This window comes from Streptomyces solitudinis (assembly GCF_036323765.1).
Taxonomy (GTDB): domain Bacteria; phylum Actinomycetota; class Actinomycetes; order Streptomycetales; family Streptomycetaceae; genus Streptomyces.
In genome coordinates this window covers 1-22,637 of record NZ_JAZDCW010000010.1, presented here as the reverse complement: position 1 = coordinate 22,637, position 22,637 = coordinate 1, and the positions used below count along the sequence as shown (strand labels likewise).

The following is a 22,637-nucleotide window of genomic DNA, read 5'->3' as shown; positions in this document are numbered from 1 at the left end:
CCGTCCGATATCGGACGAGGACTGAGAAATGGGTATCCGCAAGTACAAGCCGACGACTCCGGGCCGTCGTGGCGCCAGTGTCGCCGACTTCGTCGAGATCACGCGGTCCACGCCGGAGAAGTCGCTGGTCCGCCCGCTGCACAGCAAGGGCGGCCGTAACAACGCCGGTCGTGTGACCGTCCGCCACCAGGGCGGTGGCCACAAGCGCGCCTACCGTGTGATCGACTTCCGTCGGCACGACAAGGACGGCGTGCCGGCCAAGGTCGCGCACATCGAGTACGACCCCAACCGCACCGCGCGCATCGCGCTCCTGCACTACGCGGACGGCGAGAAGCGCTACATCCTGGCGCCCGCCGGCGTGAAGCAGGGCGACCGCATCGAGAACGGTGTCGGCGCCGACATCAAGCCCGGCAACAACCTGCCGCTGCGCAACATCCCCGTCGGTACGGTGATCCACGCCATCGAGCTGCGGCCCGGTGGCGGTGCGAAGTTCGCCCGCTCCGCCGGTTCCTCCGTGCAGCTGCTGGCGCGCGAGGGCTCCATGGCCCACCTGCGCATGCCGTCCGGTGAGATCCGTCTGGTCGATGTCCGCTGCCGCGCCACTGTGGGCGAGGTCGGCAACGCCGAGCAGTCGAACATCAACTGGGGCAAGGCGGGCCGCATGCGCTGGAAGGGCGTCCGCCCGACCGTCCGCGGCGTCGTGATGAACCCGATCGACCACCCGCACGGTGGTGGAGAGGGCCGGACCTCCGGTGGCCGTCACCCGGTCTCCCCGTGGGGTCAGAAGGAAGGACGTACGCGCTCGCCGAAGAAGGCCAGCAACAAGTACATCGTCCGCCGCCGCAAGACGAACAAGAAGCGCTAGGAGCGGGTTCAGATGCCGCGCAGTCTCAAGAAGGGGCCCTTCGTCGACGACCACCTGATCAAGAAGGTGGACACGCAGAACGACGCAGGCACCAAGAACGTCATCAAGACCTGGTCCCGCCGCTCGATGATCGTCCCGGCCATGCTGGGCCACACGATCGCGGTGCACGACGGCCGCAAGCACGTCCCGGTGTTCGTCACCGAGTCGATGGTCGGCCACAAGCTCGGCGAGTTCGCGCCGACCCGCACCTTCCGCGGCCACGTGAAGGACGACCGCAAGTCGCGTCGTCGCTGATCGGCTGGGTGCGAAGACTATGACTGACACCGAAGGGACGACCATGGAAGCCAGGGCCCAGGCGCGCTATGTGCGCGTCACGCCCATGAAGGCCCGCCGGGTGGTGGACCTTGTCCGTGGCATGAATGCCACGGAGGCCCAGGCGGTCCTGCGTTTCTCCCCGCAGGCCGCGACCGTGCCGGTGGGCAAGGTGCTCGACAGCGCCATCGCCAACGCCGCGCACAACCACGACCACACCGACGCGAGCACCCTGTACGTCAAGGAGGCTTACGTCGACGAGGGCCCGACTCTGAAGCGTTTCCGTCCGCGTGCCCAGGGGCGCGCCTACCGGATTCGTAAGCGGACCAGCCACATCACGGTGGTCGTCGGCAGCAAGGAAGGAACCCGGTAATGGGCCAGAAGGTTAACCCGCACGGGTTCCGGCTCGGCATCACCACGGACTTCAAGTCCCGGTGGTACGCCGACAAGCTGTACAAGGACTACGTCAAGGAAGACGTCGAGATCCGCCGCCTGCTCACGCAGGGCATGGAGCGGGCCGGCATCTCCAAGGTGGAGATCGAGCGCACCCGCGACCGCGTCCGCGTGGACGTGCACACCGCTCGTCCGGGCATCGTCATCGGCCGCCGCGGCGCCGAGGCGGAGCGCATCCGGGGCAAGCTCGAAAAGCTGACCGGCAAGCAGATCCAGTTCAACATCCTTGAGGTGAAGAACCCGGAGCTGGACGCCCAGCTGGTGGCCCAGGCCGTCGCCGAGCAGCTCTCCTCCCGCGTCTCCTTCCGCCGCGCCATGCGCAAGAGCATGCAGTCGACGATGAAGGCCGGCGCCAAGGGCATCAAGATCCAGTGCGGTGGCCGTCTCGGCGGCGCCGAGATGTCCCGCTCGGAGTTCTACCGCGAGGGCCGCGTGCCCCTGCACACGCTCCGCGCGAATGTCGACTACGGCTTCTTCGAGGCCAAGACCACCTTCGGCCGCATCGGCGTCAAGGTGTGGATCTACAAGGGCGACGTGAAGAACATCGCCGAGGTCCGCGCCGAGAACGCCGCCGCGCGCGCCGGCAACCGTCCCTCCCGCGGCGGCAACGACCGTCCGCGCCGGGGTGGCGGTGGCGGCGGCGAGCGTCGTGGCCGTAAGCCGCAGCAGCAGCAGGCTCCCGCCGAGGCCCCCAAGGCCGACGCGAGCGCCGCCGCCGCTCCGGCTGAGAGCACCGGAACGGAGGCCTGACCGCCATGCTGATCCCGCGCAGGGTCAAGCACCGCAAGCAGCACCACCCGAAGCGCAGTGGTATGGCCAAGGGTGGCACCGAGGTCGCGTTCGGCGAGTTCGGCATCCAGGCGGTCACCGCCGCGTACGTGACGAACCGGCAGATCGAGGCCGCTCGTATCGCCATGACGCGTCACATCAAGCGTGGTGGCAAGGTCTGGATCAACATCTACCCGGACCGCCCGCTGACCAAGAAGCCCGCCGAGACCCGCATGGGTTCCGGTAAGGGTTCGCCGGAGTGGTGGATCGCGAACGTCAAGCCCGGCCGGGTGATGTTCGAGCTTTCCTACCCGAACGAGAAGATTGCTCGTGAGGCGCTCACCCGCGCTGCTCACAAGCTTCCGATGAAGTGCCGGATCGTGCGGCGCGAGGCAGGTGAGTCGTGATGGCGGCCGGTACCAAGGCCAGCGAGCTGCGTGAGCTGAACAACGAGGAGCTCGTTGGGAAGCTGCGTGAGGCCAAGGAGGAGCTGTTCAAGCTCCGCTTCCAGGCGGCTACCGGTCAGCTGGAGAACAACAGCCGGCTGAAGGCCGTCCGCAAGGACATCGCCCGGATCTACACCCTCATGCGCGAGCGCGAGCTGGGCATCGAGACGGTGGAGAGCGCCTGATGAGCAGCGAGACGAATGTGACTGAGACTGCAAGCAACAGCGGCGGCGCCGCGGGCCAGGAGCGCGGCTTCCGCAAGACGCGCGAAGGCCTCGTCGTCAGCGACAAGATGGACAAGACCGTCGTCGTCGCCGTCGAGGACCGCGTCAAGCACGCGCTGTACGGCAAGATCATCCGCCGTACGAACCGGCTCAAGGCGCATGACGAGCAGAACGCCGCGGGTGTCGGCGACCGCGTTCTCCTGATGGAGACCCGGCCGCTGTCCGCGACCAAGCGCTGGCGCGTCGTCGAGATCCTCGAGAAGGCCAAGTAGCCGATTCCCGCAAGGGGATTCCAAGGAAAAGCCTGAAGGCAATCGCCTTCTGGACAGTTCCGCCAGGCTCGGTGGGGGACCCCGCACGGCGTCCCCCGCCGGGAACCGGCAGACGATCAGGAGATAGACGTGATCCAGCAGGAGTCGCGACTTCGTGTCGCCGACAACACGGGTGCGAAGGAAATCCTTTGCATCCGTGTGCTCGGCGGCTCGGGTCGCCGCTACGCGGGTATCGGGGACGTCATCGTCGCCACCGTCAAGGACGCGATCCCCGGTGGCAACGTGAAGAAGGGTGACGTCGTCAAGGCGGTCATCGTGCGCACCGTCAAGGAGCGTCGCCGCCCCGACGGCTCGTACATCCGTTTCGACGAGAACGCCGCCGTCATCCTCAAGAACGACGGCGACCCCCGCGGCACCCGAATCTTCGGCCCGGTGGGCCGTGAACTGCGCGAGAAGAAGTTCATGAAGATCATCTCGCTCGCGCCGGAGGTGCTGTGAGCATGAAGATCAAGAAGGGCGACCTGGTTCAGGTCATCACCGGCAAGGACAAGGGCAAGCAGGGCAAGGTCATCGTGGCCTACCCCCGCGAGAACCGCGTCCTGGTCGAGGGTGTCAACCGGGTCAAGAAGCACACCAAGGCCGGCCAGACCGCCCGCGGTTCGAAGACCGGCGGCATCGTGACGACCGAGGCCCCCGTCCACGTGAGCAACGTGCAGCTCGTCGTGGAGAAGGACGGCAAGAAGGTCGTCACGCGCGTCGGCTACCGCTTCGACGAGGACGGCAACAAGATCCGCGTTGCCAAGCGGACCGGTGAGGACATCTGATGACTGCCACCACTGAGCACGCCGCGGGCCTCCCGCGCCTCAAGCAGCGCTACCGGGGTGAGATCCAGGGCAAGCTGCGTGACGAGTTCCAGTACGAGAACGTCATGCAGATCCCCGGGCTGACCAAGATCGTGGTCAACATGGGTGTGGGCGACGCCGCCCGCGACTCCAAGCTGATCGAGGGCGCCATCCGCGACCTCGCCACGATCACCGGCCAGAAGCCGGCCGTGACCAAGGCCCGCAAGTCCATCGCGCAGTTCAAGCTGCGCGAGGGCCAGCCGATCGGTGCCCACGTGACCCTGCGTGGCGACCGGATGTGGGAGTTCCTCGACCGCCTGCTGTCGCTCGCGCTGCCGCGCATCCGCGACTTCCGCGGGCTGTCCCCGAAGCAGTTCGACGGGCGCGGGAACTACACCTTCGGTCTCACGGAGCAGGTCATGTTCCACGAGATCGACCAGGACAAGATCGACCGGGTCCGGGGCATGGACATCACCGTGGTGACCACGGCGACCAACGACGCGGAGGGCCGCGCCCTGCTGCGTCACCTCGGCTTCCCGTTCAAGGAGAACTGATCATGGCGAAGAAGGCTCTGATCGCCAAGGCCGCACGCAAGCCGAAGTTCGGTGTGCGCGCGTACACCCGCTGCCAGCGGTGCGGCCGTCCGCACTCCGTCTACCGCAAGTTCGGCCTGTGCCGTGTGTGCCTTCGTGAGATGGCGCACCGCGGCGAGCTGCCGGGCGTGACCAAGAGCTCCTGGTAAACCCGCACCGCCTGTCCGGACCGTGCCCCGCGGGGCACGGCCGGGCGGTCGGCGGGCCCCACCAGGACTCTCGGTAAGCATCCTGGACGGCAGGATTCCTGCCCCATGCCCTAGGCTTGGGTGCTTGGGCCCCGCCGCCCACGACCGCCGCGGGCACTCCGCCCGCCAACAGTCGCTTACTACGCCGTAGGTCCCCGCGCCGCACCCGTCCCGCCACGAGCGGGGAGAGGGATGGCGCAGACAGGAAACCCCGGCGAGAGAGGCCGAAGGCCATCACATGACCATGACCGATCCGATCGCAGACATGCTGACACGTCTGCGGAACGCGAACTCGGCGTACCACGACACCGTCGAGATGCCGCACAGCAAGATCAAGTCGCACATCGCGGAGATCCTCCAGCAGGAGGGCTACATCACCGGCTGGAAGGTCGAGGACGCCCCGGTGGGCAAGTCCCTCGTCCTGGAGCTGAAGTTCGGCCCGAACCGCGAGCGCTCGATCGCCGGCATCAAGCGGATCAGCAAGCCGGGTCTGCGGGTCTACGCAAAGTCCACCAACCTGCCGAAGGTGCTCGGCGGCCTGGGCGTGGCGATCATCTCCACGTCGCACGGTCTCCTCACCGACAAGCAGGCCGGCAAGAAGGGCGTGGGCGGGGAAGTCCTCGCCTACGTCTGGTAACGGAAGGGAACGGAGGAAAAGCCATGTCGCGAATCGGCAAGCTCCCCATTCAGGTTCCCGCCGGTGTGGACGTCACCATCGATGGCCGTACGGTCGCAGTGAAGGGCCCCAAGGGTTCTCTCTCGCACACCGTCGCGGCGCCCATCGAGGTCGCCAAGGGTGAGGACGGCGCTGTTGTCGTCTCCCGCCCGAACGACGAGAGCCGGAACAAGGCCCTGCACGGCCTGTCCCGCACGCTGGTGGCGAACATGATCACTGGCGTGACCGAGGGCTACGTGAAGAAGCTCGAAATCAGCGGTGTGGGTTACCGCGTCCAGGCGAAGGGCTCCAACCTGGAGTTCGCGCTCGGTTACAGCCACCCGGTGCTCGTCGAAGCCCCCGAAGGCATCTCCTTCGCGGTGGAGTCCCCGACCCGTTTCTCGGTTCAGGGCATCGACAAGCAGAAGGTCGGCGAGGTCGCGGCCAACATCCGCAAGCTGCGGAAGCCCGACCCGTACAAGGCCAAGGGCGTCAAGTACGAGGGCGAAGTCATCCGCCGCAAGGTCGGAAAGGCTGGTAAGTAAGCCATGGCATACGGCGTGAAGATCGCCAAGGGTGACGCTTACAAGCGCGCTGCCACGAAGCGGCGTCACATCCGCATCCGCAAGAAGGTCAACGGCACGCCCGAGCGTCCGCGCCTGGTCGTGACGCGGTCCAACCGGCACATGGTGGCGCAGGTCATCGACGACGTCGCGGGCCACACGGTGGCCTCCGCCTCGTCGATGGACACCTCCATCCGTGGCGCCGAGGGTGACAAGAGCGCCCAGGCCAAGCAGGTCGGCGCACTGGTCGCCGAGCGTGCGAAGGCCGCGGGCGTCGAGACCGTCGTGTTCGACCGCGGTGGCAACAAGTACGCCGGGCGCATCGCTGCCCTGGCTGACGCCGCCCGCGAGGCCGGGCTCAAGTTCTGAGCCGGTTCCGTAGCTAGCGGACGCAAAGAGAGAGGTAATTCCAATGGCTGGACCCCAGCGCCGCGGTGGCGGCGCCGGTGGCGGCGAGCGGCGGGACCGTAAGGACCGGCGGGACGGCGGCGCCGCCGCCGAGAAGACCGCGTACGTCGAGCGCGTCGTCGCGATCAACCGCGTCGCCAAGGTCGTGAAGGGTGGTCGTCGCTTCAGCTTCACCGCGCTGGTCGTGGTGGGCGACGGTGACGGCACCGTGGGCGTCGGATACGGCAAGGCCAAGGAGGTGCCGGCCGCCATCGCCAAGGGCGTTGAGGAGGCCAAGAAGCACTTCTTCAAGGTCCCCCGCATCCAGGGCACCATCCCGCACCCCATCCAGGGTGAGGAGGCGGCCGGTGTCGTGCTGCTCAAGCCGGCCTCGCCCGGTACCGGTGTGATCGCCGGTGGCCCGGTGCGCGCCGTGCTGGAGTGCGCGGGCATCCACGACGTGCTGAGCAAGTCGCTCGGCTCGTCCAACCCGATCAACATCGTGCACGCCACGGTGGCCGCTCTGCGGGGCCTTCAGCGCCCCGAGGAGATCGCCGCCCGCCGTGGCCTGCCGCTGGAGGACGTCGCGCCCGCCGCCCTGCTGCGGGCCCGTGCCGGGGTGAGCGCGTAATGGCTCAGCTCAAGATCACTCAGACCCGTTCCGTGATCGGCACGAAGCAGAACCACCGTGAGACGCTGCGGACCCTCGGTCTCAAGCGCGTCCGCGACGTGGTCGTCAAGGCGGACCGCCCCGAGGTGCGCGGCATGGTGCACACCGTGCGCCACCTCGTGACGGTCGAGGAGGTCGACTGAGATGGCTGGTTCTCCGGCAGAGAAGCCGCTGAAGGTCCACAACCTCCGTCCGGCTCCGGGCGCGAAGACCACCAAGACCCGCGTGGGTCGTGGTGAGGCGTCCAAGGGCAAGACGGCGGGCCGTGGCACCAAGGGCACCAAGGCCCGTTACCAGGTCCCGGAGCGCTTCGAGGGCGGGCAGATGCCGCTGCACATGCGGCTGCCCAAGCTCAAGGGCTTCAAGAACCCGTTCCGCACCGAGTACCAGGTGGTCAACCTGGACAAGCTCGCCTCCCTCTACCCCGAGGGTGGCGAGGTCACCAAGGACGACCTGGTCGCCAAGGGTGCCGTGCGCAAGAACAGTCTCGTCAAGGTGCTCGGCGCCGGCGAGGTCTCCGTGGCGCTGACGGTGACGGTGGACGCCGTCTCCGGCTCCGCCCGGGACAAGATCACCGCCGCCGGCGGCAGCGTCAACGAGCTCGGCTGAGCATGCTGGCGTGACACCAACCGGGGATGCCCAGGAACGGGCATCCCCGGTTGGTCGTTCCACCGGTGGGTGTCCCGCCGGTAAGGTGGCGGGCAATGCCCACCAGCACGCGCCGTGCTGCGCGTGTGGTACGGCAGGTTCCACCACCGTAGATATCCGTCCTTACACAGACCGTCACCTACCGCGCGTCAGTGCGGGGGGTCGCAGGAGGTACCGTGCTCAGCGCGTTCGCCCGGGCGTTCAAGACGCCCGACCTGCGCAAGAAGCTGCTGTTCACGCTGGGCATCATGGTGCTCTTCCGGTTGGGGGCCCACGTCCCGGTACCGGGTGTCAGCTATGAGAACGTCCAGTTCTGCATGGACCAAGCCCAGAGCAACACCGGCCTGTTCGGCCTGGTGAACATGTTCAGCGGCGGCGCACTGATGCAGGTCACCATCTTCGCGCTCGGGATCATGCCGTACATCACGGCGAGCATCATCCTGCAGCTCCTGGTCGTGGTCATCCCACGTCTGGAGGCCCTGAAGAAGGAGGGCCAGTCCGGACAGGCGAAGATCACCCAGTACACCCGCTACCTGACCGTCGCGCTCGCGGTGCTCCAGGCCACCGGCCTGGTGGCGACCGCCCGCAGCGGCACCCTGTTCTCCGGCTGTCAGCTGGCGGACCAGATCGTCCCCGACGACTCGCTCTACACCACCGTGATGATGGTCGTCGTCATGACCGCGGGCACCACGCTCATCATGTGGCTCGGTGAGCTGATCACCGACCGCGGCATCGGCAACGGCATGTCCATCCTGATGTTCGTCTCCATCGCCGCCGGCTTCCCCGGCTCGCTGTGGGCGATCAAGCAGCAGGGCGAGCTGGCCGACGGCTGGATCGAGTTCGGCACCGTGATCGTCTGCGGCCTGGCGATGGTCGGGCTGGTCGTCTTCGTGGAGCAGGCCCAGCGCCGCATCCCGGTGCAGTACGCGAAGCGGATGATCGGACGCCGCTCCTACGGCGGCACGTCGACCTACATCCCGCTCAAGGTGAACCAGGCGGGCGTGATCCCCGTCATCTTCGCCTCCTCGCTGCTGTACATCCCCGCGCTGGTCATCCAGTTCAGCAACTCGCAGGCGGGCTGGGCGGACTGGGTGCGGCAGAACCTGCAGCAGCAGAGTTCGCCCATCTACATCGGCACGTACTTCCTCATGATCGTGTTCTTCGCCTTCTTCTACGTCGCCATCTCCTTCAACCCCGAAGAAGTTGCAGACAACATGAAGAAGTATGGTGGCTTCATCCCGGGCATCCGGGCCGGTCGCCCCACGGCGGAGTATCTGAGTTACGTACTGAACCGCATCACGTGGCCCGGGTCGATCTACCTCGGTCTGATCGCCCTCGTGCCCACCGTTGCGCTCGTCGCGTTCAACGCGGATCAGAACTTCCCGTTCGGCGGCACCAGCATCCTCATCATCGTGGGTGTCGGCCTGGAGACCGTGAAGCAGATCGAGAGCCAGCTCCAGCAGCGCAACTACGAAGGGTTCCTCCGCTGATGCGTATCGTCCTCGTTGGGCCGCCTGGGGCGGGCAAGGGCACGCAGGCCGCGTTGCTCGCCAAGAACCTCGGAATCCCGCACATCTCCACGGGAGACCTGTTCCGAGCCAACATCAGCCAGGGCACGGAGCTGGGCCGCCGGGCGCAGGAGTTCATGCGCGCCGGGGACCTGGTACCCGACGAGATCACGATCGGCATGGCCAAGGCCCGGATGGAGCAGGCGGACGCAGCCGAGGGCTTCCTGCTCGACGGCTTCCCCCGCAACCTGGCCCAGGCCGAGGCGCTGGACGACATCCTGCGCGCCGCCGGTCTCTCGCTGGACTCCGTGCTCGACCTGGAGGTCCCCGAGGACGAGGTCGTCAAGCGCATCGCGGGCCGCCGCATGTGCCGCAACGACAGCAGCCACATCTTCCACGTCGAGTACACCCCGCCGAAGGCCGAGGGCGTGTGCGACGTGTGCGGCGGCGAGCTGTACCAGCGGGACGACGACCGTGAGGAGACGGTGCGCAAGCGGCTGGAGGTCTACCACAGCGAGACCGAGCCGATCATCGACTACTACAAGGCGCAGGGCCTCGTGACGACGCTGTCGGCGCTGGGTGCCGTCGCCGACGTCACCGAGCGCGCCCTGGCCGCGCTGAAGCCGTAGCAGCACCGGTTCCCCGGGGGGCCGCGGCGTTCCGACCGGAACGCCGCGGCCCCTCGCCGTGCGTGCTCCCGGGGCAACGGCGGGAGCCGTGCGGGGCGGGGCTGGCCGTATGGTGGTGGGGTGGGCCGCAGCGGCCCGTGTTCCCCCGCACGAGCAGGAAGGCGTCAGCCGCAATGGTGGAGATCAAGACCCCCGACCAGATCGCGAAGATGCGCGCGGCGGGGCTGGTGGTCGCCGCCATGCACCGCGCGTGCGCGGAGGCCGCCGTCCCCGGCGCCACCACCAAGGACCTGGACGAGGTCGCCGCCAAGGTGCTGGCGGACCACGGGGCCAAGCCGAACTTCCTCGGCTACGGGGGCTTCCCCGGCAACATCTGCACCTCGGTCAACGACGTCGTCGTGCACGGCATCCCCGACCGGGAGACGGTGCTGCGGTCGGGTGACATCCTCTCCGTCGACGCCGGCGCGATCATCGACGGCTGGCACGGGGACGCCGCGATCACCGTCTTCGTGGGGGAGGGGCACTCCCCGGAGCTGCGGGAGCTGAGCCGGATCACCGAGGAGTCGCTGTGGGCGGGGATCGCCGCCTTCCGCAAGGGCAAGCGGCTGGTGGAGATCTCGCGTGCGATCGAGGGCTACATCCGCCGCCAGCCGCGCCCGTCCGGCGGGCGGTACGGGATCATCGAGGACTACGGCGGCCACGGCATCGGCAGCCAGATGCACATGGACCCGCACCTGCTGAACTACGTCGACCGCCGCCGCCTGGTCGGGCGGCACAACCCGAAGCTCACCACGGGCATGTGCCTGGCGATCGAGCCGATGGTCTCGCTGGGCAGCGCCAGCACGCACGTGCTGGAGGACGACTGGACGGTCAAGACGGACGACGGCAGCTGGTCCTGCCACTGGGAGCACTCGGTGGCGCTCACGGAGCAGGGACCGCTGGTGCTGACCGCGCCCGACGGGGGCCGGGCGAAGCTCGCGGAGTACGGGGTGCAGGCCGCCCCCGATCCGCTCGGTTAACGATCTTGGGGGCGGGGGAGAATCATTCGATCCCCCCGATTTCACCTTTCGGTGGTCTGTGCCGTAGACTGGCTCGTCGGTCCTGGTGTACCCGTATGCCCGGGACCGATCACAGGTAGCCGATCCCGGAAGGTGAAGCGCTCAAGCATGGCCAAAAAACAAGGGGCCATCGAGATCGAGGGCACTGTCGTCGAGTCTCTGCCGAACGCGATGTTCAAGGTGGAGCTGCAGAACGGCCACCAGGTCCTCGCGCACATCAGCGGCAAGATGCGGATGCACTACATCCGTATCCTTCCCGACGACCGGGTCGTGGTGGAGCTGTCTCCCTACGACCTGACGCGTGGACGGATCGTCTACCGCTACAAGTAGATCGAGCCTTCACCCTGCTCACGTGGGGTGGTGGCCTGACCCGGAGAACCTCAATCCCATGAAGGTCAAGCCGAGCGTCAAGAAGATCTGCGACAAGTGCAAGGTGATCCGCCGCCACGGCCGGGTCATGGTCATCTGCGACAACCTGCGCCACAAGCAGCGCCAGGGCTGACGCACGACCTGCACCTCGCAGTACCTTCGCGCGACGCACGCGAACACAGATACGCAGTCACCCGACCCCCCGCGTCCAGTGTGGGGACGACACCCCCGGTCGGAGGCCGGGGACCCGGCTCGTAGGCGCCTCGCGCCGTACGGGAACGGTGCTGCGGAAGACCTCCGTGACATACCTCAGGAGCCACATCCATGGCACGCCTCGAAGGCGTTGACCTCCCGCGCGACAAGCGCGTGGAGGTCGCTCTCACCTACGTGTTCGGCATCGGCCGCAGCCTGTCGAAGGAGACGCTGGCGGCGACCGGCGTCAGCCCCGACACCCGCGTCCGCGACCTCTCGGAAGAGGAGCTGGTCCAGCTCCGCGAGTACGTCGAGGCCAACATCCGCACCGAGGGTGACCTCCGCCGGGAGATCCAGGCGGACATCCGCCGCAAGGTCGAGATCGGCAACTACCAGGGTCTGCGTCACCGCCGCGGCCTGCCGGTCCGCGGTCAGCGCACCAAGACCAACGCCCGCACCCGCAAGGGCCCGCGTCGCGCCATCGCCGGCAAGAAGAAGCCGGGCAAGAAGTAGTCCGCACCGGACGCTTTCCAGCGGTCCGAGTTGCAGGACCGACCACCTCCACGGGAGTAGACCTCTATGCCTCCGAAGGGCCGTACGGCCGGCGCCAAGAAGGTGCGCCGCAAGGAGAAGAAGAACGTCGCCCACGGGCACGCTCACATCAAGAGCACGTTCAACAACACCATCGTTTCCATCACCGACCCCACCGGCAACGTGATCTCCTGGGCTTCGGCCGGTCACGTGGGCTTCAAGGGCTCGCGCAAGTCCACCCCCTACGCCGCGCAGATGGCCGCCGAGTCGGCCGCCCGCCGCGCGCAGGAGCACGGGATGCGCAAGGTCGACGTGTTCGTCAAGGGTCCCGGCTCCGGCCGTGAGACCGCGATCCGCTCGCTCCAGGCCACCGGCCTTGAGGTCGGGTCCATCCAGGACGTCACCCCGACCCCGCACAACGGCTGCCGCCCTCCGAAGCGCCGCCGCGTCTGACCAGCTGAAACAGGAGACACGAGACAATGGCGCGTTACACCGGGGCCGACTGCAAGCGTTGCCGTCGGGAGAAGCAGAAGCTCTTCCTCAAGGGAGCTAAGTGCGAGAGCGCGAAGTGCCCGATCGAGATCCGTCCTTACCCCCCGGGTGAGCACGGACGCGGGCGCACCAAGGACAGCGAGTACCTGCTCCAGAAGCGTGAGAAGCAGAAGTGCGCGCGGATCTACGGTGTCCTCGAGAAGCAGTTCCGCGGGTACTACAACGAGGCCAACAGGAAGTCCGGCAAGACCGGTGAGAACCTGCTGCGCATCCTGGAGACCCGTCTGGACAACGTGGTCTACCGGGCCGGCTTCGCCAAGTCCCGCGACCACGCCCGTCAGCTCGTCCGGCACGGCCACATCATGGTCAACGGGCGCAAGACGGACATCCCCTCGGCGCGGGTCACCGTGAACGACATCGTCGAGGTCCGCGCGTCGTCCCGGACCATGACCCCGTTCCAGGTGGCCGTGGCCGAGGCCGGGGACAGGACCGTCCCGGCGTGGCTGGAGGCCATCCCCTCCAAGCTGCGGGTCCTCGTGCACAGCCTGCCCGAGCGCCAGGTGATCGACACCCAGGTGCAGGAGCAGCTGATCGTCGAGCTGTACTCGAAGTAACGGGTCGGCTCACGGTACGGGCGGACGGCCGCGTTCGCGGCGGTCCGCCCGTACCCTTGCAGTAGCAGGTCCGGGCGGGCTCGAAGCCGTCCGGAAGGTCCGGCATCAAATAGCGGTTGCCGAAGACTGGAGGCACCATCCCATGCTGATCGCTCAGCGTCCTTCCCTGACCGAAGAGGTCGTCGACGAGTTCCGCTCCCGGTTCGTGATCGAGCCGCTGGAGCCGGGCTTCGGCTACACCCTCGGCAACTCCCTGCGTCGCACGCTCCTCTCCTCGATCCCCGGTGCCGCCGTGACGAGCATCCGGATCGACGGCGTCCTGCACGAGTTCACCACCGTGCCGGGCGTCAAGGAGGACGTCACCGACCTCATCCTCAACATCAAGCAGCTCGTCGTCTCCTCCGAGCACGACGAGCCGGTCGTGATGTACCTGCGCAAGCAGGGCCCCGGCCTGGTCACCGCGGCGGACATCGCGCCGCCGGCCGGTGTCGAGGTGCACAACCCCGACCTCGTCCTCGCCACGCTCAACGGCAAGGGCAAGCTGGAGATGGAGCTGACGGTCGAGCGCGGCCGCGGCTACGTCTCCGCCGTGCAGAACAAGGCGGCGGGCCAGGAGATCGGCCGCATCCCGGTCGACTCCATCTACAGCCCGGTGCTCAAGGTCACCTACAAGGTCGAGGCGACCCGTGTCGAGCAGCGCACCGACTTCGACAAGCTGATCGTCGACGTCGAGACCAAGGAGTCCATGCGCCCCCGTGACGCCGTCGCGTCCGCGGGCAAGACCCTGGTCGAGCTGTTCGGCCTGGCGCGCGAGCTGAACGTCGACGCCGAGGGCATCGACATGGGCCCGTCCCCGACGGACGCCGCGCTCGCCGCGGACCTGGCCCTGCCGATCGAGGAGCTGGAGCTGACGGTCCGCTCCTACAACTGCCTCAAGCGCGAGGGCATCCACTCGGTGGGCGAGCTGGTGGCCCGCTCCGAGGCGGACCTGCTCGACATCCGCAACTTCGGCGCGAAGTCCATCGACGAGGTCAAGGCCAAGCTGCACGGCATGGGCCTGGCGCTCAAGGACAGCCCGCCCGGATTCGACCCGACCGCCGCCGCCGACGCGTACGGCGCGGACGACGACGCCGACCAGGGCTTCGTCGAGACCGAGCAGTACTGATCCTCCGGGGGTCCGCCCCCGGGCTCCGGCGGGCACGAGCCCGTACGGACACTGACGCCGGTACCTGATACGGCCGGTGCAGACACCAAGGAGAGACACCATGCCGCAGCCCACCAAGGGTGCCCGTCTGGGCGGCAGCGCCGCGCACCAGAAGGCCATGCTGGCGAACCTCGCCACCAGCCTCTTCGAGCACGGCCGCATCACCACGACCGAGGCGAAGGCCCGCCGCCTGCGTCCGGTCGCGGAGCGCCTGATCACCAAGGCGAAGAAGGGCGACCTGCACAACCGTCGCCAGGTCATGCGCACGATCACCGACAAGAGCGTCGTGCACACCCTCTTCACCGAGATCGGCCCGCGCTACGAGAACCGCCCGGGCGGCTACACCCGGATCACCAAGATCGGCAACCGCCGTGGCGACAACGCCCCGATGGCGGTCATCGAGCTGGTGGAGGCCCTGACCGTGCAGCAGCAGGCTGTCGGTGAGGCCGAGGCGGCGACGAAGCGCACCGCCAAGGACGCCGAGGCGAGGAACACCGAGGCGAAGGGCACCGAGGCCACGGAGACCGAGGCCGAGCAGGCCGAGGCCCCCGCCGCGTCCCTGAAGAAGGACGACGCCGCGGCCGAGGACACCGAGGAGTCCAAGGAGGCGTGAGCCTCCCCGCCCCTCGGCAACGGGCCCGCTCCCCGCACGGGGGGCGGGCCCGTTCCGCATCCCGAGGGAGAATGAGCGCATGACCGACGCCCCCGCGCCCGGACACGTCCGGGTCCGTCTGGACCTGTCCTACGACGGCAGGGACTTCTCCGGCTGGGCCGTCCAGCGCGGCCGCCGCACCGTGCAGGGCGAGATCCAGGACGCCCTGCGGGTCGTCACCCGCTCGCCCGGCCCGCTGGAGCTGACCGTCGCCGGGCGGACGGACGCGGGCGTGCACGCCCGCGGGCAGGTCGCCCACGTGGACCTGCCGCAGGAGGTGTGGGACGCCCACGGGGAGCGGCTGCTGCGCCGGCTGGCCGGGCGGCTGCCCATGGACGTGCGCGTCCACCGGGTGTCCCGCGCACCCGAGCACTTCAACGCCCGGTTCTCGGCGGTGTGGCGCCGGTACGCGTACCGGGTCACCGACCACCCCGGCGGCGCGGACCCGCTGCGGCGCGGCCACGTGCTGTGGCACAACTGGCCGCTGGACGTGGACGCGATGAACGCCGCCGCGCGGCTGCTGCTCGGTGAGCACGACTTCGCCGCCTACTGCAAGCGGCGCGAGGGGGCCACCACCATCCGCACCCTCCAGGAGCTGTCGTGGGAGCGGCACGCGGACGGCGTGCTGGAGGCGACGGTGCGGGCGGACGCCTTCTGCCACAACATGGTGCGCGCGCTCGTCGGCGCGATGCTGTTCGTGGGGGACGGGCACCGGCCGCCGCAGTGGCCCGCGCGGGTGCTGGCGGGGGGCGTGCGGGACTCGGCCGTGCACGTGGTCCGGCCGCACGGGCTGACGCTGGAGGAGGTCGGCTACCCGGACGCGGCCGGTCTGGCCGCCCGGAACGCGGAGTCCCGCAACCTGCGCACGTTGCTGACCGGCTGTTAGCCGACGCCCCGTCACTGTCCCTCCACCGGTTCTGTCCGGGACCTTCCCGCCGCCTCCCCGGATTGTGACGGAGATGTGACCACCCATCACCTGGCAAGTCCGGCATGCGAGTTTGTCGACTAATCAATTCTCCGTAAGGATGCACGTCGACCAGACGTGCGAATCGGAGGAAGTCGGGTGCGAAAGCGAAGAGGCAGGGCCCTTCGCGCGCCCTTGGCCACCGCGGTGTCGGTGGCCTTGTGCGCGCTCTCCCTGGGGGTGGTGGGCGGCTCCTCCGCCCACGCCGTCGCGGGCTGTCAGGCCGGAGCCGCGTCGGACTTCAACGGTGACGGCGTGACCGACGTCGCCATCGCCGACCCGGAGGCGACCGTCTCCGGGCGGGCGGAGGCGGGCCTGGTCCGGATCGTCTACGGCGGCGGCAAGGGCACCACCGCGATCTCCCAGGACTCCGAGGGCGTGCCCGGCGCCTCCGAGGCGGGCGACCGCTACGGGCACGCGCTGGCCGTGTACGACGCCAACCGGGACGGGTGCAGCGACCTCGTCGTCGGCATCCCCTACGAGGACCTGGAGGACAAGGCCGACGCGGGCCTCGTCCACGTGCTGCACGGCGCGCCCGGCGGGCTGAACACCGGCCCCAAGGTGACGGAGTACCTCCAGGGCAAGGGCTCCGGCAGCCTGGCCAGCGCCACCTACGAGCCGGGGGACTGGCTCGGTTACTCCCTCGCGGCCGGGCACACCGCCTCAGGCGAGCCGTACCTGGTCATCGGCGTGCCCGGCGAGGACCTGGGCGCCGTGGCCGACGCGGGCGGCGTCCACTACCTGCGCGGCAGCGTCAACCGGGCGATCAACCAGGAGACGCCCGGGGTGTCCGGGGTCGCGGAGCGGGACGACCGCTTCGGCTACGCGATCGCCGCCTCGCCGCACCACCTCGCCATCGGGAACCCGGGCGAGGCCATCGGCGCCGAGACGTTCTCCGGCGGCATGCAGCTCCACCGCCACACCCTCAACGGGGACGGCATTCCCGCCCCCGTCGCCGGAGTCCACCAGGACGCCCCCGGCATCAACGGCCTGGCCGAGACCGGTGACCAGTTCGCCGCGTCGCTCGCCGCCGTCCCCTACCGCCCCTCCGGCGCGTCGAGCGCGAACCACACCCTCGTCGCCGTCGGCGTGCCCGGCGAGGACCTGACCACCGGTGAGGACGCGGGCCGCGTCGTGGTCCTGGAGGTGACGGCCTCGGGCACCGTCCGGCAGCAGGCCGACATCCACCAGTCCTACGCGGCCGTCACGGGCGTCGGCGAGGACGGCGACTACTTCGGCCAGCACCTGACCGCCGTCAACACCGCGCCGTCCGCCGTGAGCACGGCGGACACCGTGCTGCTGGCCGTCGGCATCCCCGGCGAGGACCTGGGTGAGGCGGCGGACGCCGGCGCGGTGCAGGTCTTCCCGATGGCCGGGGAGCCCGGCAGCGCGGACGTCTGGCTGGAGAAGGGCATGCACGGGGTGCCCGGCGGTTACGGGCCCGGCGAGTACGTCGGCACCAGCCTGGCCGCCACCGCCGGGCGGCTGTACGTCGGCGTGCCCTACGGCCCCGCCGACGCGCACGGCGTGTACGGCGTGCCGTGGCGGAACCTCACGTCCGGCGGCACGGCCGCCGTGTCGTCCTGGCGGCCGGGTGAGGGCGGAATTCCCGCGGACCACACGGCGTTCGGCGCGGTGGTCCGGTGACGGGCACCGCGGGCGGGCCGACCGGCGCGAGCGGCGGCAGGAACCGGAGCAGATCCGAACGACGGGGGAGTGCGGACGTGTCCGCGAGGCAACGACGGCGCACGGGCCGGACCGTGACGCTGCGCGCGGCGGCGGTGGCCGTCACCGCGCTGGGTGTGCTGGGCGCCACCCTTCCGGCACAGCCGCAGCCCGCGGCGGACGCGGCGGCGACCGCCGCGCCCGCCGCCGGCCCGGACCCCGCCGAGCGGGTGCGCCAGTCGGAGGACCAGGCACAGGCGGCCGCGGCCGCGAGCGGCGAGCGGGTCGAGGTGGCGGCGCTGCGGCAGGAGCGCCGGGAGGTGTTCGCGAACCCGGACGGCTCGTTCACGGCGGTCGAGCACACCGAGCCGGTGCGCACCGTGAAGGACGGCGCCTGGGTGCCGGTGGACGACACCCTCGTGCGGCGCTCCGACGGCGGCTGGTCGCCGAAGGCCGCCACCGTCGAGCTGGAGTTCTCCGGCGGCGGCGACGGCCCCTTCGCGCGCATGCGCAAGGCGGGCCGCGAGTACGCCCTGACCTGGCCGGGCGGTGCGCTGCCCGAGCCGCACGTCGAGGGTGACACGGCGACGTACGCCGAGGTGCTGCCGGGCGTGGACCTGGTGGCCCGCGCCGAGGTGGACGGGCTCGGGCACCTGCTCGTCGTCAAGACGCCCGAGGCGGCCCGCAACCCGGCCCTGGCCAGCGTCGAACTGGGCCTGCGCACCGAGGGGCTGCGGCTGGAGGAGACGGACGCGGGCGCCCTGCGCGCCGTGGACACCGCCGTGGGCGGCACCGTCTTCGAGGCCGCGCGGCCGGTCATGTGGGACTCGGCGGCCGTCACCGAACGCGCCGGCGGCCAGGACGCGGACCAGGCGGCGGACGGCGGCGCGGCCCCGCAGGGGCACCGCTCCGCCGTGCGCACGGCCGCCCTCCAGGCCGCTCCGCCCGCGTCCGGCGAACCGGGCACGGAGCCGCCGGCCCCCGGGGACGCCGGGCTGGCCGGGCCGGGCGGCGGCGGACGGACGGCGCCGGTGGACATCGAGGTGGCGCCGCACGCGCTCACCCTCGTCCCCGACGAGGAGCTGCTGACCGGCGAGGACACCGTCTTCCCCGTGGTCATCGACCCCGTCCAGAAGACGACGTCCCGCTCCGCGTGGACCGGCGTGATGTCCGGCATGCCCTCGGAGCAGGACTGGAAGTACTCCGGCAGCGCCGGGGTGGGCCGCTGCCCCACCGACTACAACCCGGTCTCCTGCAACGGCGTCGGCGTGCGGCGGCTGCTCTACACGATGCCGGTGTCCTTCTACAAGGGCAAGCAGATCCTGAAGGCCACCTTCTCCGCCCGCCTCAACCACGTGTACTGGGCCGACGCGAAGGCGGAACCGATCCGGCTGTACCGCATCGGCGGCAAGAACCGCACGATCACCTCGTCCAGCGACTGGGGCAACACCAAGGACGACTGGTCGGACTACCTGATGACGGTGGACAAGAAGATCTCCCCGACGTCCTGTTCCAGCCAGGCGAACCTGCACTTCGAGGGCGGCGAGCTGACCAGCGAGGTGCGCGCGGCGGCCGACGGCGGCTGGAACTCCCTGTCGCTGGGCCTGCGGGCCGAGGACGAGGGCCGGTTCGGCGAGTGGAAGCGCGTCTGCGGCAACACCTACCTGTCGGTGAGCTACAACAACCCGCCCCGGCAGGTGGACCACCGGCTGATGTCCTCCAACCCGGGCGGCAAGTGCACCTGGGGAGCCGGGCGCCCCTACACCGAGGAGCCGCCGCAGCTCCGCGCCGAGGCCCGCGACCCCGACCACACCTCGTCCCGCACGGACAAGGTGAAGATGCAGTTCAAGGTCGAGTGGACCGACAGCGCCGGCGCCGCGCAGGCGTACACCTACGACACCGCCTACAAGGCGCCGAACTCCGGCACGGTCTTCACCCACGACGTGCGGGACTCCATTCCGCAGAACACCGTCGTCTACTGGAGCGCCCGCGCCTACGACGGTGACGCCTGGGGCGACTGGAGCTGGGCCGGTGACCCGCAGCGCTGCGAGTTCGTCTACGACGCCTCCCGGCCCGGCGCCCCGGCCGTGACCTCCGAGCAGTACCCCGACGACGAGGTGTGGCACCACGGCGTCGGCACGACGGGCACCTTCACCTTCGCCCCGGACCCCGACGACGCCATCAGCGACGAGGACGTCGTGGAGTACCGCTACTCCTTCGACGGCGCCCCCGAGAAGACGGTGGCCGCCGAAACGCCCGGCGGACCGGCGTCCGTCACCTGGACGCCGATGAGGGCCGGCCCGCACTGGGTCACCGTCGAGGCGTACGACAAGGCGGACAACTCCAGCACCCGGGCGCAGTACGAGTTCCTGGTGACCGACGGCCTGCCGGCCGCCGGACAGTGGAACCTCGGCGACGAGCCGGGCACCACCGACGCCCACGACGAGTCCGGCAAGAACCCGGCCACCGCAGGCCCGGCCGTGCGGTTCGGCGTGCCGGGACCCGGCGGCACCGCGGACGCCGCCGCCCGGCTGGACGGCACCGCGGACGCCTACCTCGACGCCCAGAACACGGTGCTGGACACCGACGGGAGCTACAGCGTCAGCGCGTGGGTGCGCCCGGCGTCCCTGGACCGCAGCATGGCCGTCGTCAGCCAGGACGGCACCGGCGAGCCCGGCTTCGTCCTGGGCTACGACGCCGCCGCGGGGAGCTGGGCGTTCTCCGTCCCGGTAACGGACGTGAACACGCTCGGGCACTGGACGGCGACCGCGGGCGTGACCGCCGTGGCCGACCAGTGGGTGCTGCTCACCGGCGTCTACGACGCGCACGCGTCCGGCGGTCCCGAGCTGCGGATCTACGTCAACGACCAGCTCAAGGGGACGGCCAAGCGGCGTTCGCACTGGACCTCGCACGGCGCCCTCCAGATCGGCCGCACGCTCGCCAAGAGCGGCTACCGCGACCACTTCCACGGTGACCTCGCCGAGGTCCGGGCCTTCGACCGGGTGCTGCCCGCGGCCCAGGTCGCGGAGCTGCTGACCGTCCGGCCGGAGCGCACCGGCTACTGGCCGCTGGAGGAGGCGCCCGGCGGCGTCTCGGCCAACGTCCACGCGGGCGGCCAGCCGCTGACCCTGGCCGGTGACGCGTCCGTCTACCGCCCGGCCGACCCGCTGTTCGACATCGCGGCGCTGGTGGGCGACGGGCACCTGGAGCTGGACGGCGCAGGCGACCACGCGGCCACCGCGGCGCCGCCGGTCGGCGGTGACTCCAGCTTCACCGTCGCCGTGCGGGCGCAGCTGACCGCGCTGGACCCGGAGCGGACGCAGACCGTCCTCTCGCTGCCGGGCACCGGTGCCGACCGGTTCGCGGTGCGGTACCAGGCGTCCACCGGTCAGTGGGAGCTGGCCGTGGCGCGGGAGGACGCCGCCGGGGCGGAGGTCACCACCGTGACCGACGACCAGGAACTGCCGGACACCGGCGGCTCCGGACAGCACCTCGCGGTCGTCTACGACGCGTTCGCGAACCACCTGCGCCTGTACGTCGAGGGTCAGCTCGCCGCCACGGCGCACGCCGCGGACGACACGCTGTGGAAGGCCACCGGCGGCCTCCAGGTGGGGCGTTCGGCGATGGACGGCGGGAGCCGGTACTTCGCCGGTGCCGTGGACGAGGTCCGCGCCTACCGGGGCGCGGCCGATCCGGTCACCGTGCGGCGGATGGCGCAGCTCGCCACGCAGCCCGAGCTGTGACGTACGGCGGGTGGCGCCGTCCCGCACCGCGCGGGACGGCGCCACCCGCCCCTCTTTTCCCTTTTCCGACCACTCTCTGTGCACATGCCGAACCCTTGAACGGGGAGACATCTGTGAAGTCCTTCAGAGGACGATTGCTGAACCGGCGGCTGCCACGCCGGGTCGTGACCACGCTCGTGCTCGGTCTGGGCCTGGCCGTGTCGGCGGGCACGGTCCAGGCGGTACCGCTCGACCGGGCGGCCGGGACGGACCGTCCCGGCGTGCGGGACCTCGGCGACCCGGTCCGGGGCACCGACGCGAAGGCCGCACCGCGCGGCGCCGACCCGGCCCGCGCGGCGGCGGTGAAGCTGCTGGACGAGGCCGCCTGGCCGGAGCCCGGCAGCACCGCGCTGCCGGTCGCCGCGCACGGGCGGAAGGCCACGGTGGCCGACGTCGGCGGGCTGCCCGTCACCGTCACGGCCCCGCCGGAGCCCGACGGCCGGGCCGGGGCGGCGGCGCGGAGCACGCGCGGTACCGGGGATGCCGGGGCCGCGCCCGCCGCAGCCGGGGCCGCGCCGGAGAAGGTCCGCGTCTCCGCGCTCGACCGCGACCGTGCCCGCGGCCTCGGCAGCGCCGCGCTCCTGAAGGTGCAGCGCGCCGACGGCGGCGACACCCCAGCGAAGGTCGAACTGACCGTCGACTACAGCGCGTTCGCCGAGGCGTACGGCGGTGGCTACGGCGCCCGGCTGCGTCTCGTCCAGCTTCCGGCGTGCGCCACCACCGCGCCCCCCGGCAGCGCGGCGTGTCCCCAGCTCCCCGAGCCGCTGGAGACGGAGAACGACCCGGCCCGGGGCACCGTCACCGCGCAGGTCGACGCCCTCCCGCAGCCGCGCGGTGTCACCCCGCAGACGGGCGAGGCGGCCCCGCTCGTCGCCGTCCAGGCGGGTGACTCCTCTGCGCAGGGCGACTACAAGGCGACCCCGCTCGCTCCGTCCGCGAGCTGGAGCGTGGCCACGTCCTCGGGCGGGTTCTCCTGGAGCTATCCGTTCCGGACGGTGCCGACCCCGGGCGGTCTCACGCCGCAGATCGGGCTGAGCTACTCCTCGCAGGGTGTGGACGGGCGTACCTCCACGACGAACAATCAGGGTTCG

At 70.2% G+C, this 22,637-nt stretch carries 30 protein-coding genes and 1 pseudogene; all 31 read left to right on the top strand.

The window, feature by feature from the left end; all coding sequences use genetic code 11:
• Window positions 1-28: 28 nt before the first annotated feature.
• Window positions 29-865 (top strand): 50S ribosomal protein L2, encoded by an 837-nt coding sequence (gene rplB, locus V1J52_RS22315; protein ID WP_330141736.1) that lies wholly within the window; start codon window positions 29-31, stop codon window positions 863-865.
• A 12-nt stretch (window positions 866-877) separates the two neighbouring features.
• Window positions 878-1,159, top strand: a complete 282-nt coding sequence (rpsS, locus tag V1J52_RS22310; RefSeq protein WP_330141735.1) for a 30S ribosomal protein S19 — start codon at window positions 878-880, stop codon at window positions 1,157-1,159.
• 43 nt (window positions 1,160-1,202) lie between these two features.
• Complete coding sequence (gene rplV, locus V1J52_RS22305; RefSeq protein WP_330141890.1) at window positions 1,203-1,550, top strand: 50S ribosomal protein L22; 348 nt, start codon at window positions 1,203-1,205, stop codon at window positions 1,548-1,550.
• Entirely contained in the window at window positions 1,550-2,380 is an 831-nt protein-coding gene (rpsC, locus tag V1J52_RS22300) for a 30S ribosomal protein S3 (protein ID WP_330141734.1), read from the top strand. Before rplV ends, rpsC begins: the two co-directional genes overlap by 1 nt.
• Window positions 2,381-2,385: 5 nt before the next feature.
• Window positions 2,386-2,805: a 50S ribosomal protein L16 gene (rplP, locus tag V1J52_RS22295; protein WP_330141733.1), complete on the top strand. Its 420-nt coding sequence runs from the start codon at window positions 2,386-2,388 to the stop codon at window positions 2,803-2,805.
• On the top strand, window positions 2,805-3,029 hold the full coding sequence (rpmC, locus tag V1J52_RS22290) for a 50S ribosomal protein L29 (protein WP_330141732.1): 225 nt from the start codon (window positions 2,805-2,807) through the stop codon (window positions 3,027-3,029). The genes rplP and rpmC overlap by 1 nt, the downstream gene beginning before the upstream one ends.
• Window positions 3,029-3,340 (top strand): 30S ribosomal protein S17, encoded by a 312-nt coding sequence (gene rpsQ / locus V1J52_RS22285; RefSeq protein WP_330141731.1) that lies wholly within the window; start codon window positions 3,029-3,031, stop codon window positions 3,338-3,340. The genes rpmC and rpsQ overlap by 1 nt, the downstream gene beginning before the upstream one ends.
• A 129-nt stretch (window positions 3,341-3,469) precedes the next feature.
• Complete coding sequence (rplN, locus tag V1J52_RS22280; RefSeq protein WP_003998823.1) at window positions 3,470-3,838, top strand: 50S ribosomal protein L14; 369 nt, start codon at window positions 3,470-3,472, stop codon at window positions 3,836-3,838.
• Window positions 3,839-3,840: 2 nt separating this feature from the next.
• The gene (gene rplX / locus V1J52_RS22275) at window positions 3,841-4,164 is read left to right on the top strand and encodes a 50S ribosomal protein L24 (protein ID WP_330141730.1); all 324 of its coding nucleotides are present in this window, start codon (window positions 3,841-3,843) and stop codon (window positions 4,162-4,164) included.
• Window positions 4,164-4,736: a 50S ribosomal protein L5 gene (gene rplE, locus V1J52_RS22270; RefSeq protein WP_330141729.1), complete on the top strand. Its 573-nt coding sequence runs from the start codon at window positions 4,164-4,166 to the stop codon at window positions 4,734-4,736. The genes rplX and rplE overlap by 1 nt, the downstream gene beginning before the upstream one ends.
• A 2-nt stretch (window positions 4,737-4,738) precedes the next feature.
• Window positions 4,739-4,924: a type Z 30S ribosomal protein S14 gene (locus tag V1J52_RS22265; RefSeq protein WP_003956452.1), complete on the top strand. Its 186-nt coding sequence runs from the start codon at window positions 4,739-4,741 to the stop codon at window positions 4,922-4,924.
• A 277-nt stretch (window positions 4,925-5,201) separates the two neighbouring features.
• The gene (gene rpsH, locus V1J52_RS22260) at window positions 5,202-5,600 is read left to right on the top strand and encodes a 30S ribosomal protein S8 (protein ID WP_191209734.1); all 399 of its coding nucleotides are present in this window, start codon (window positions 5,202-5,204) and stop codon (window positions 5,598-5,600) included.
• A 23-nt stretch (window positions 5,601-5,623) separates the two neighbouring features.
• The gene (gene rplF, locus V1J52_RS22255; protein WP_330141727.1) at window positions 5,624-6,163 is read left to right on the top strand and encodes a 50S ribosomal protein L6; all 540 of its coding nucleotides are present in this window, start codon (window positions 5,624-5,626) and stop codon (window positions 6,161-6,163) included.
• Window positions 6,164-6,166: 3 nt separating this feature from the next.
• Window positions 6,167-6,550 carry a 50S ribosomal protein L18 gene (gene rplR, locus V1J52_RS22250; protein ID WP_330141726.1) on the top strand — a complete coding sequence of 128 codons (384 nt, stop codon included), beginning with the start codon at window positions 6,167-6,169 and terminating at the stop codon, window positions 6,548-6,550.
• 43 nt (window positions 6,551-6,593) lie between these two features.
• Window positions 6,594-7,199 (top strand): 30S ribosomal protein S5, encoded by a 606-nt coding sequence (rpsE, locus tag V1J52_RS22245; RefSeq protein WP_265949817.1) that lies wholly within the window; start codon window positions 6,594-6,596, stop codon window positions 7,197-7,199.
• Window positions 7,199-7,381, top strand: a complete 183-nt coding sequence (gene rpmD / locus V1J52_RS22240) for a 50S ribosomal protein L30 (RefSeq protein WP_330141725.1) — start codon at window positions 7,199-7,201, stop codon at window positions 7,379-7,381. The genes rpsE and rpmD overlap by 1 nt, the downstream gene beginning before the upstream one ends.
• Before the next feature lies 1 nt (window position 7,382).
• Window positions 7,383-7,847 carry a 50S ribosomal protein L15 gene (gene rplO / locus V1J52_RS22235; protein WP_330141724.1) on the top strand — a complete coding sequence of 155 codons (465 nt, stop codon included), beginning with the start codon at window positions 7,383-7,385 and terminating at the stop codon, window positions 7,845-7,847.
• Window positions 7,848-8,062: 215 nt separating this feature from the next.
• Window positions 8,063-9,376 (top strand): preprotein translocase subunit SecY, encoded by a 1,314-nt coding sequence (secY, locus tag V1J52_RS22230; RefSeq protein WP_330141723.1) that lies wholly within the window; start codon window positions 8,063-8,065, stop codon window positions 9,374-9,376.
• Window positions 9,376-10,023, top strand: a complete 648-nt coding sequence (locus V1J52_RS22225) for an adenylate kinase (protein WP_330141722.1) — start codon at window positions 9,376-9,378, stop codon at window positions 10,021-10,023. Before secY ends, V1J52_RS22225 begins: the two co-directional genes overlap by 1 nt.
• Window positions 10,024-10,196: 173 nt before the next feature.
• Window positions 10,197-11,042, top strand: a complete 846-nt coding sequence (gene map, locus V1J52_RS22220) for a type I methionyl aminopeptidase (RefSeq protein ID WP_330141721.1) — start codon at window positions 10,197-10,199, stop codon at window positions 11,040-11,042.
• 147 nt (window positions 11,043-11,189) lie between these two features.
• Window positions 11,190-11,411, top strand: coding sequence for a translation initiation factor IF-1 (infA, locus tag V1J52_RS22215; RefSeq protein WP_003948620.1), 222 nt, complete (start codon window positions 11,190-11,192; stop codon window positions 11,409-11,411).
• Between the two features lie 58 nt (window positions 11,412-11,469).
• Window positions 11,470-11,583 carry a 50S ribosomal protein L36 gene (gene rpmJ, locus V1J52_RS22210; RefSeq protein WP_003956441.1) on the top strand — a complete coding sequence of 38 codons (114 nt, stop codon included), beginning with the start codon at window positions 11,470-11,472 and terminating at the stop codon, window positions 11,581-11,583.
• Window positions 11,584-11,774: 191 nt separating this feature from the next.
• Window positions 11,775-12,155: a 30S ribosomal protein S13 gene (rpsM, locus tag V1J52_RS22205; RefSeq protein ID WP_330141720.1), complete on the top strand. Its 381-nt coding sequence runs from the start codon at window positions 11,775-11,777 to the stop codon at window positions 12,153-12,155.
• Window positions 12,156-12,221: 66 nt separating this feature from the next.
• Complete coding sequence (rpsK, locus tag V1J52_RS22200) at window positions 12,222-12,626, top strand: 30S ribosomal protein S11 (RefSeq protein WP_028427781.1); 405 nt, start codon at window positions 12,222-12,224, stop codon at window positions 12,624-12,626.
• A gap of 26 nt (window positions 12,627-12,652) precedes the next feature.
• Window positions 12,653-13,279 carry a 30S ribosomal protein S4 gene (gene rpsD / locus V1J52_RS22195; RefSeq protein ID WP_330141719.1) on the top strand — a complete coding sequence of 209 codons (627 nt, stop codon included), beginning with the start codon at window positions 12,653-12,655 and terminating at the stop codon, window positions 13,277-13,279.
• 142 nt (window positions 13,280-13,421) lie between these two features.
• Window positions 13,422-14,444, top strand: coding sequence for a DNA-directed RNA polymerase subunit alpha (locus tag V1J52_RS22190; protein ID WP_219047459.1), 1,023 nt, complete (start codon window positions 13,422-13,424; stop codon window positions 14,442-14,444).
• Window positions 14,445-14,544: 100 nt separating this feature from the next.
• Window positions 14,545-15,096 carry a 50S ribosomal protein L17 gene (rplQ, locus tag V1J52_RS22185; RefSeq protein WP_330141718.1) on the top strand — a complete coding sequence of 184 codons (552 nt, stop codon included), beginning with the start codon at window positions 14,545-14,547 and terminating at the stop codon, window positions 15,094-15,096.
• Between the two features lie 79 nt (window positions 15,097-15,175).
• On the top strand, window positions 15,176-16,021 hold the full coding sequence (truA, locus tag V1J52_RS22180) for a tRNA pseudouridine(38-40) synthase TruA (protein ID WP_330141717.1): 846 nt from the start codon (window positions 15,176-15,178) through the stop codon (window positions 16,019-16,021).
• Window positions 16,022-16,198: 177 nt separating this feature from the next.
• Entirely contained in the window at window positions 16,199-17,746 is a 1,548-nt protein-coding gene (locus V1J52_RS22175) for an FG-GAP repeat domain-containing protein (RefSeq protein ID WP_330141716.1), read from the top strand.
• A 77-nt stretch (window positions 17,747-17,823) separates the two neighbouring features.
• Window positions 17,824-21,507, top strand: coding sequence for a LamG domain-containing protein (locus V1J52_RS22170; protein ID WP_330141715.1), 3,684 nt, complete (start codon window positions 17,824-17,826; stop codon window positions 21,505-21,507).
• 113 nt (window positions 21,508-21,620) lie between these two features.
• A pseudogene (locus V1J52_RS22165) lies at window positions 21,621-22,637 on the top strand (hypothetical protein); the annotation flags it as partial.

Coding starts and splice junctions, on each gene's coding strand:
- rplB (WP_330141736.1), top strand. CDS start 29: ATGGGTATCCGCAAGTACAAGCCGACGACTCCGGGCCGTCGTGGCGCC.
- rpsS (WP_330141735.1), top strand. CDS start 878: ATGCCGCGCAGTCTCAAGAAGGGGCCCTTCGTCGACGACCACCTGATC.
- rplV (WP_330141890.1), top strand. CDS start 1,203: ATGGAAGCCAGGGCCCAGGCGCGCTATGTGCGCGTCACGCCCATGAAG.
- rpsC (WP_330141734.1), top strand. CDS start 1,550: ATGGGCCAGAAGGTTAACCCGCACGGGTTCCGGCTCGGCATCACCACG.
- rplP (WP_330141733.1), top strand. CDS start 2,386: ATGCTGATCCCGCGCAGGGTCAAGCACCGCAAGCAGCACCACCCGAAG.
- rpmC (WP_330141732.1), top strand. CDS start 2,805: ATGGCGGCCGGTACCAAGGCCAGCGAGCTGCGTGAGCTGAACAACGAG.
- rpsQ (WP_330141731.1), top strand. CDS start 3,029: ATGAGCAGCGAGACGAATGTGACTGAGACTGCAAGCAACAGCGGCGGC.
- rplX (WP_330141730.1), top strand. CDS start 3,841: ATGAAGATCAAGAAGGGCGACCTGGTTCAGGTCATCACCGGCAAGGAC.
- rplE (WP_330141729.1), top strand. CDS start 4,164: ATGACTGCCACCACTGAGCACGCCGCGGGCCTCCCGCGCCTCAAGCAG.
- V1J52_RS22265 (WP_003956452.1), top strand. CDS start 4,739: ATGGCGAAGAAGGCTCTGATCGCCAAGGCCGCACGCAAGCCGAAGTTC.
- rpsH (WP_191209734.1), top strand. CDS start 5,202: ATGACCATGACCGATCCGATCGCAGACATGCTGACACGTCTGCGGAAC.
- rplF (WP_330141727.1), top strand. CDS start 5,624: ATGTCGCGAATCGGCAAGCTCCCCATTCAGGTTCCCGCCGGTGTGGAC.
- rplR (WP_330141726.1), top strand. CDS start 6,167: ATGGCATACGGCGTGAAGATCGCCAAGGGTGACGCTTACAAGCGCGCT.
- rpsE (WP_265949817.1), top strand. CDS start 6,594: ATGGCTGGACCCCAGCGCCGCGGTGGCGGCGCCGGTGGCGGCGAGCGG.
- rpmD (WP_330141725.1), top strand. CDS start 7,199: ATGGCTCAGCTCAAGATCACTCAGACCCGTTCCGTGATCGGCACGAAG.
- rplO (WP_330141724.1), top strand. CDS start 7,383: ATGGCTGGTTCTCCGGCAGAGAAGCCGCTGAAGGTCCACAACCTCCGT.
- V1J52_RS22225 (WP_330141722.1), top strand. CDS start 9,376: ATGCGTATCGTCCTCGTTGGGCCGCCTGGGGCGGGCAAGGGCACGCAG.
- map (WP_330141721.1), top strand. CDS start 10,197: ATGGTGGAGATCAAGACCCCCGACCAGATCGCGAAGATGCGCGCGGCG.
- infA (WP_003948620.1), top strand. CDS start 11,190: ATGGCCAAAAAACAAGGGGCCATCGAGATCGAGGGCACTGTCGTCGAG.
- rpmJ (WP_003956441.1), top strand. CDS start 11,470: ATGAAGGTCAAGCCGAGCGTCAAGAAGATCTGCGACAAGTGCAAGGTG.
- rpsM (WP_330141720.1), top strand. CDS start 11,775: ATGGCACGCCTCGAAGGCGTTGACCTCCCGCGCGACAAGCGCGTGGAG.
- rpsK (WP_028427781.1), top strand. CDS start 12,222: ATGCCTCCGAAGGGCCGTACGGCCGGCGCCAAGAAGGTGCGCCGCAAG.
- rpsD (WP_330141719.1), top strand. CDS start 12,653: ATGGCGCGTTACACCGGGGCCGACTGCAAGCGTTGCCGTCGGGAGAAG.
- V1J52_RS22190 (WP_219047459.1), top strand. CDS start 13,422: ATGCTGATCGCTCAGCGTCCTTCCCTGACCGAAGAGGTCGTCGACGAG.
- rplQ (WP_330141718.1), top strand. CDS start 14,545: ATGCCGCAGCCCACCAAGGGTGCCCGTCTGGGCGGCAGCGCCGCGCAC.
- truA (WP_330141717.1), top strand. CDS start 15,176: ATGACCGACGCCCCCGCGCCCGGACACGTCCGGGTCCGTCTGGACCTG.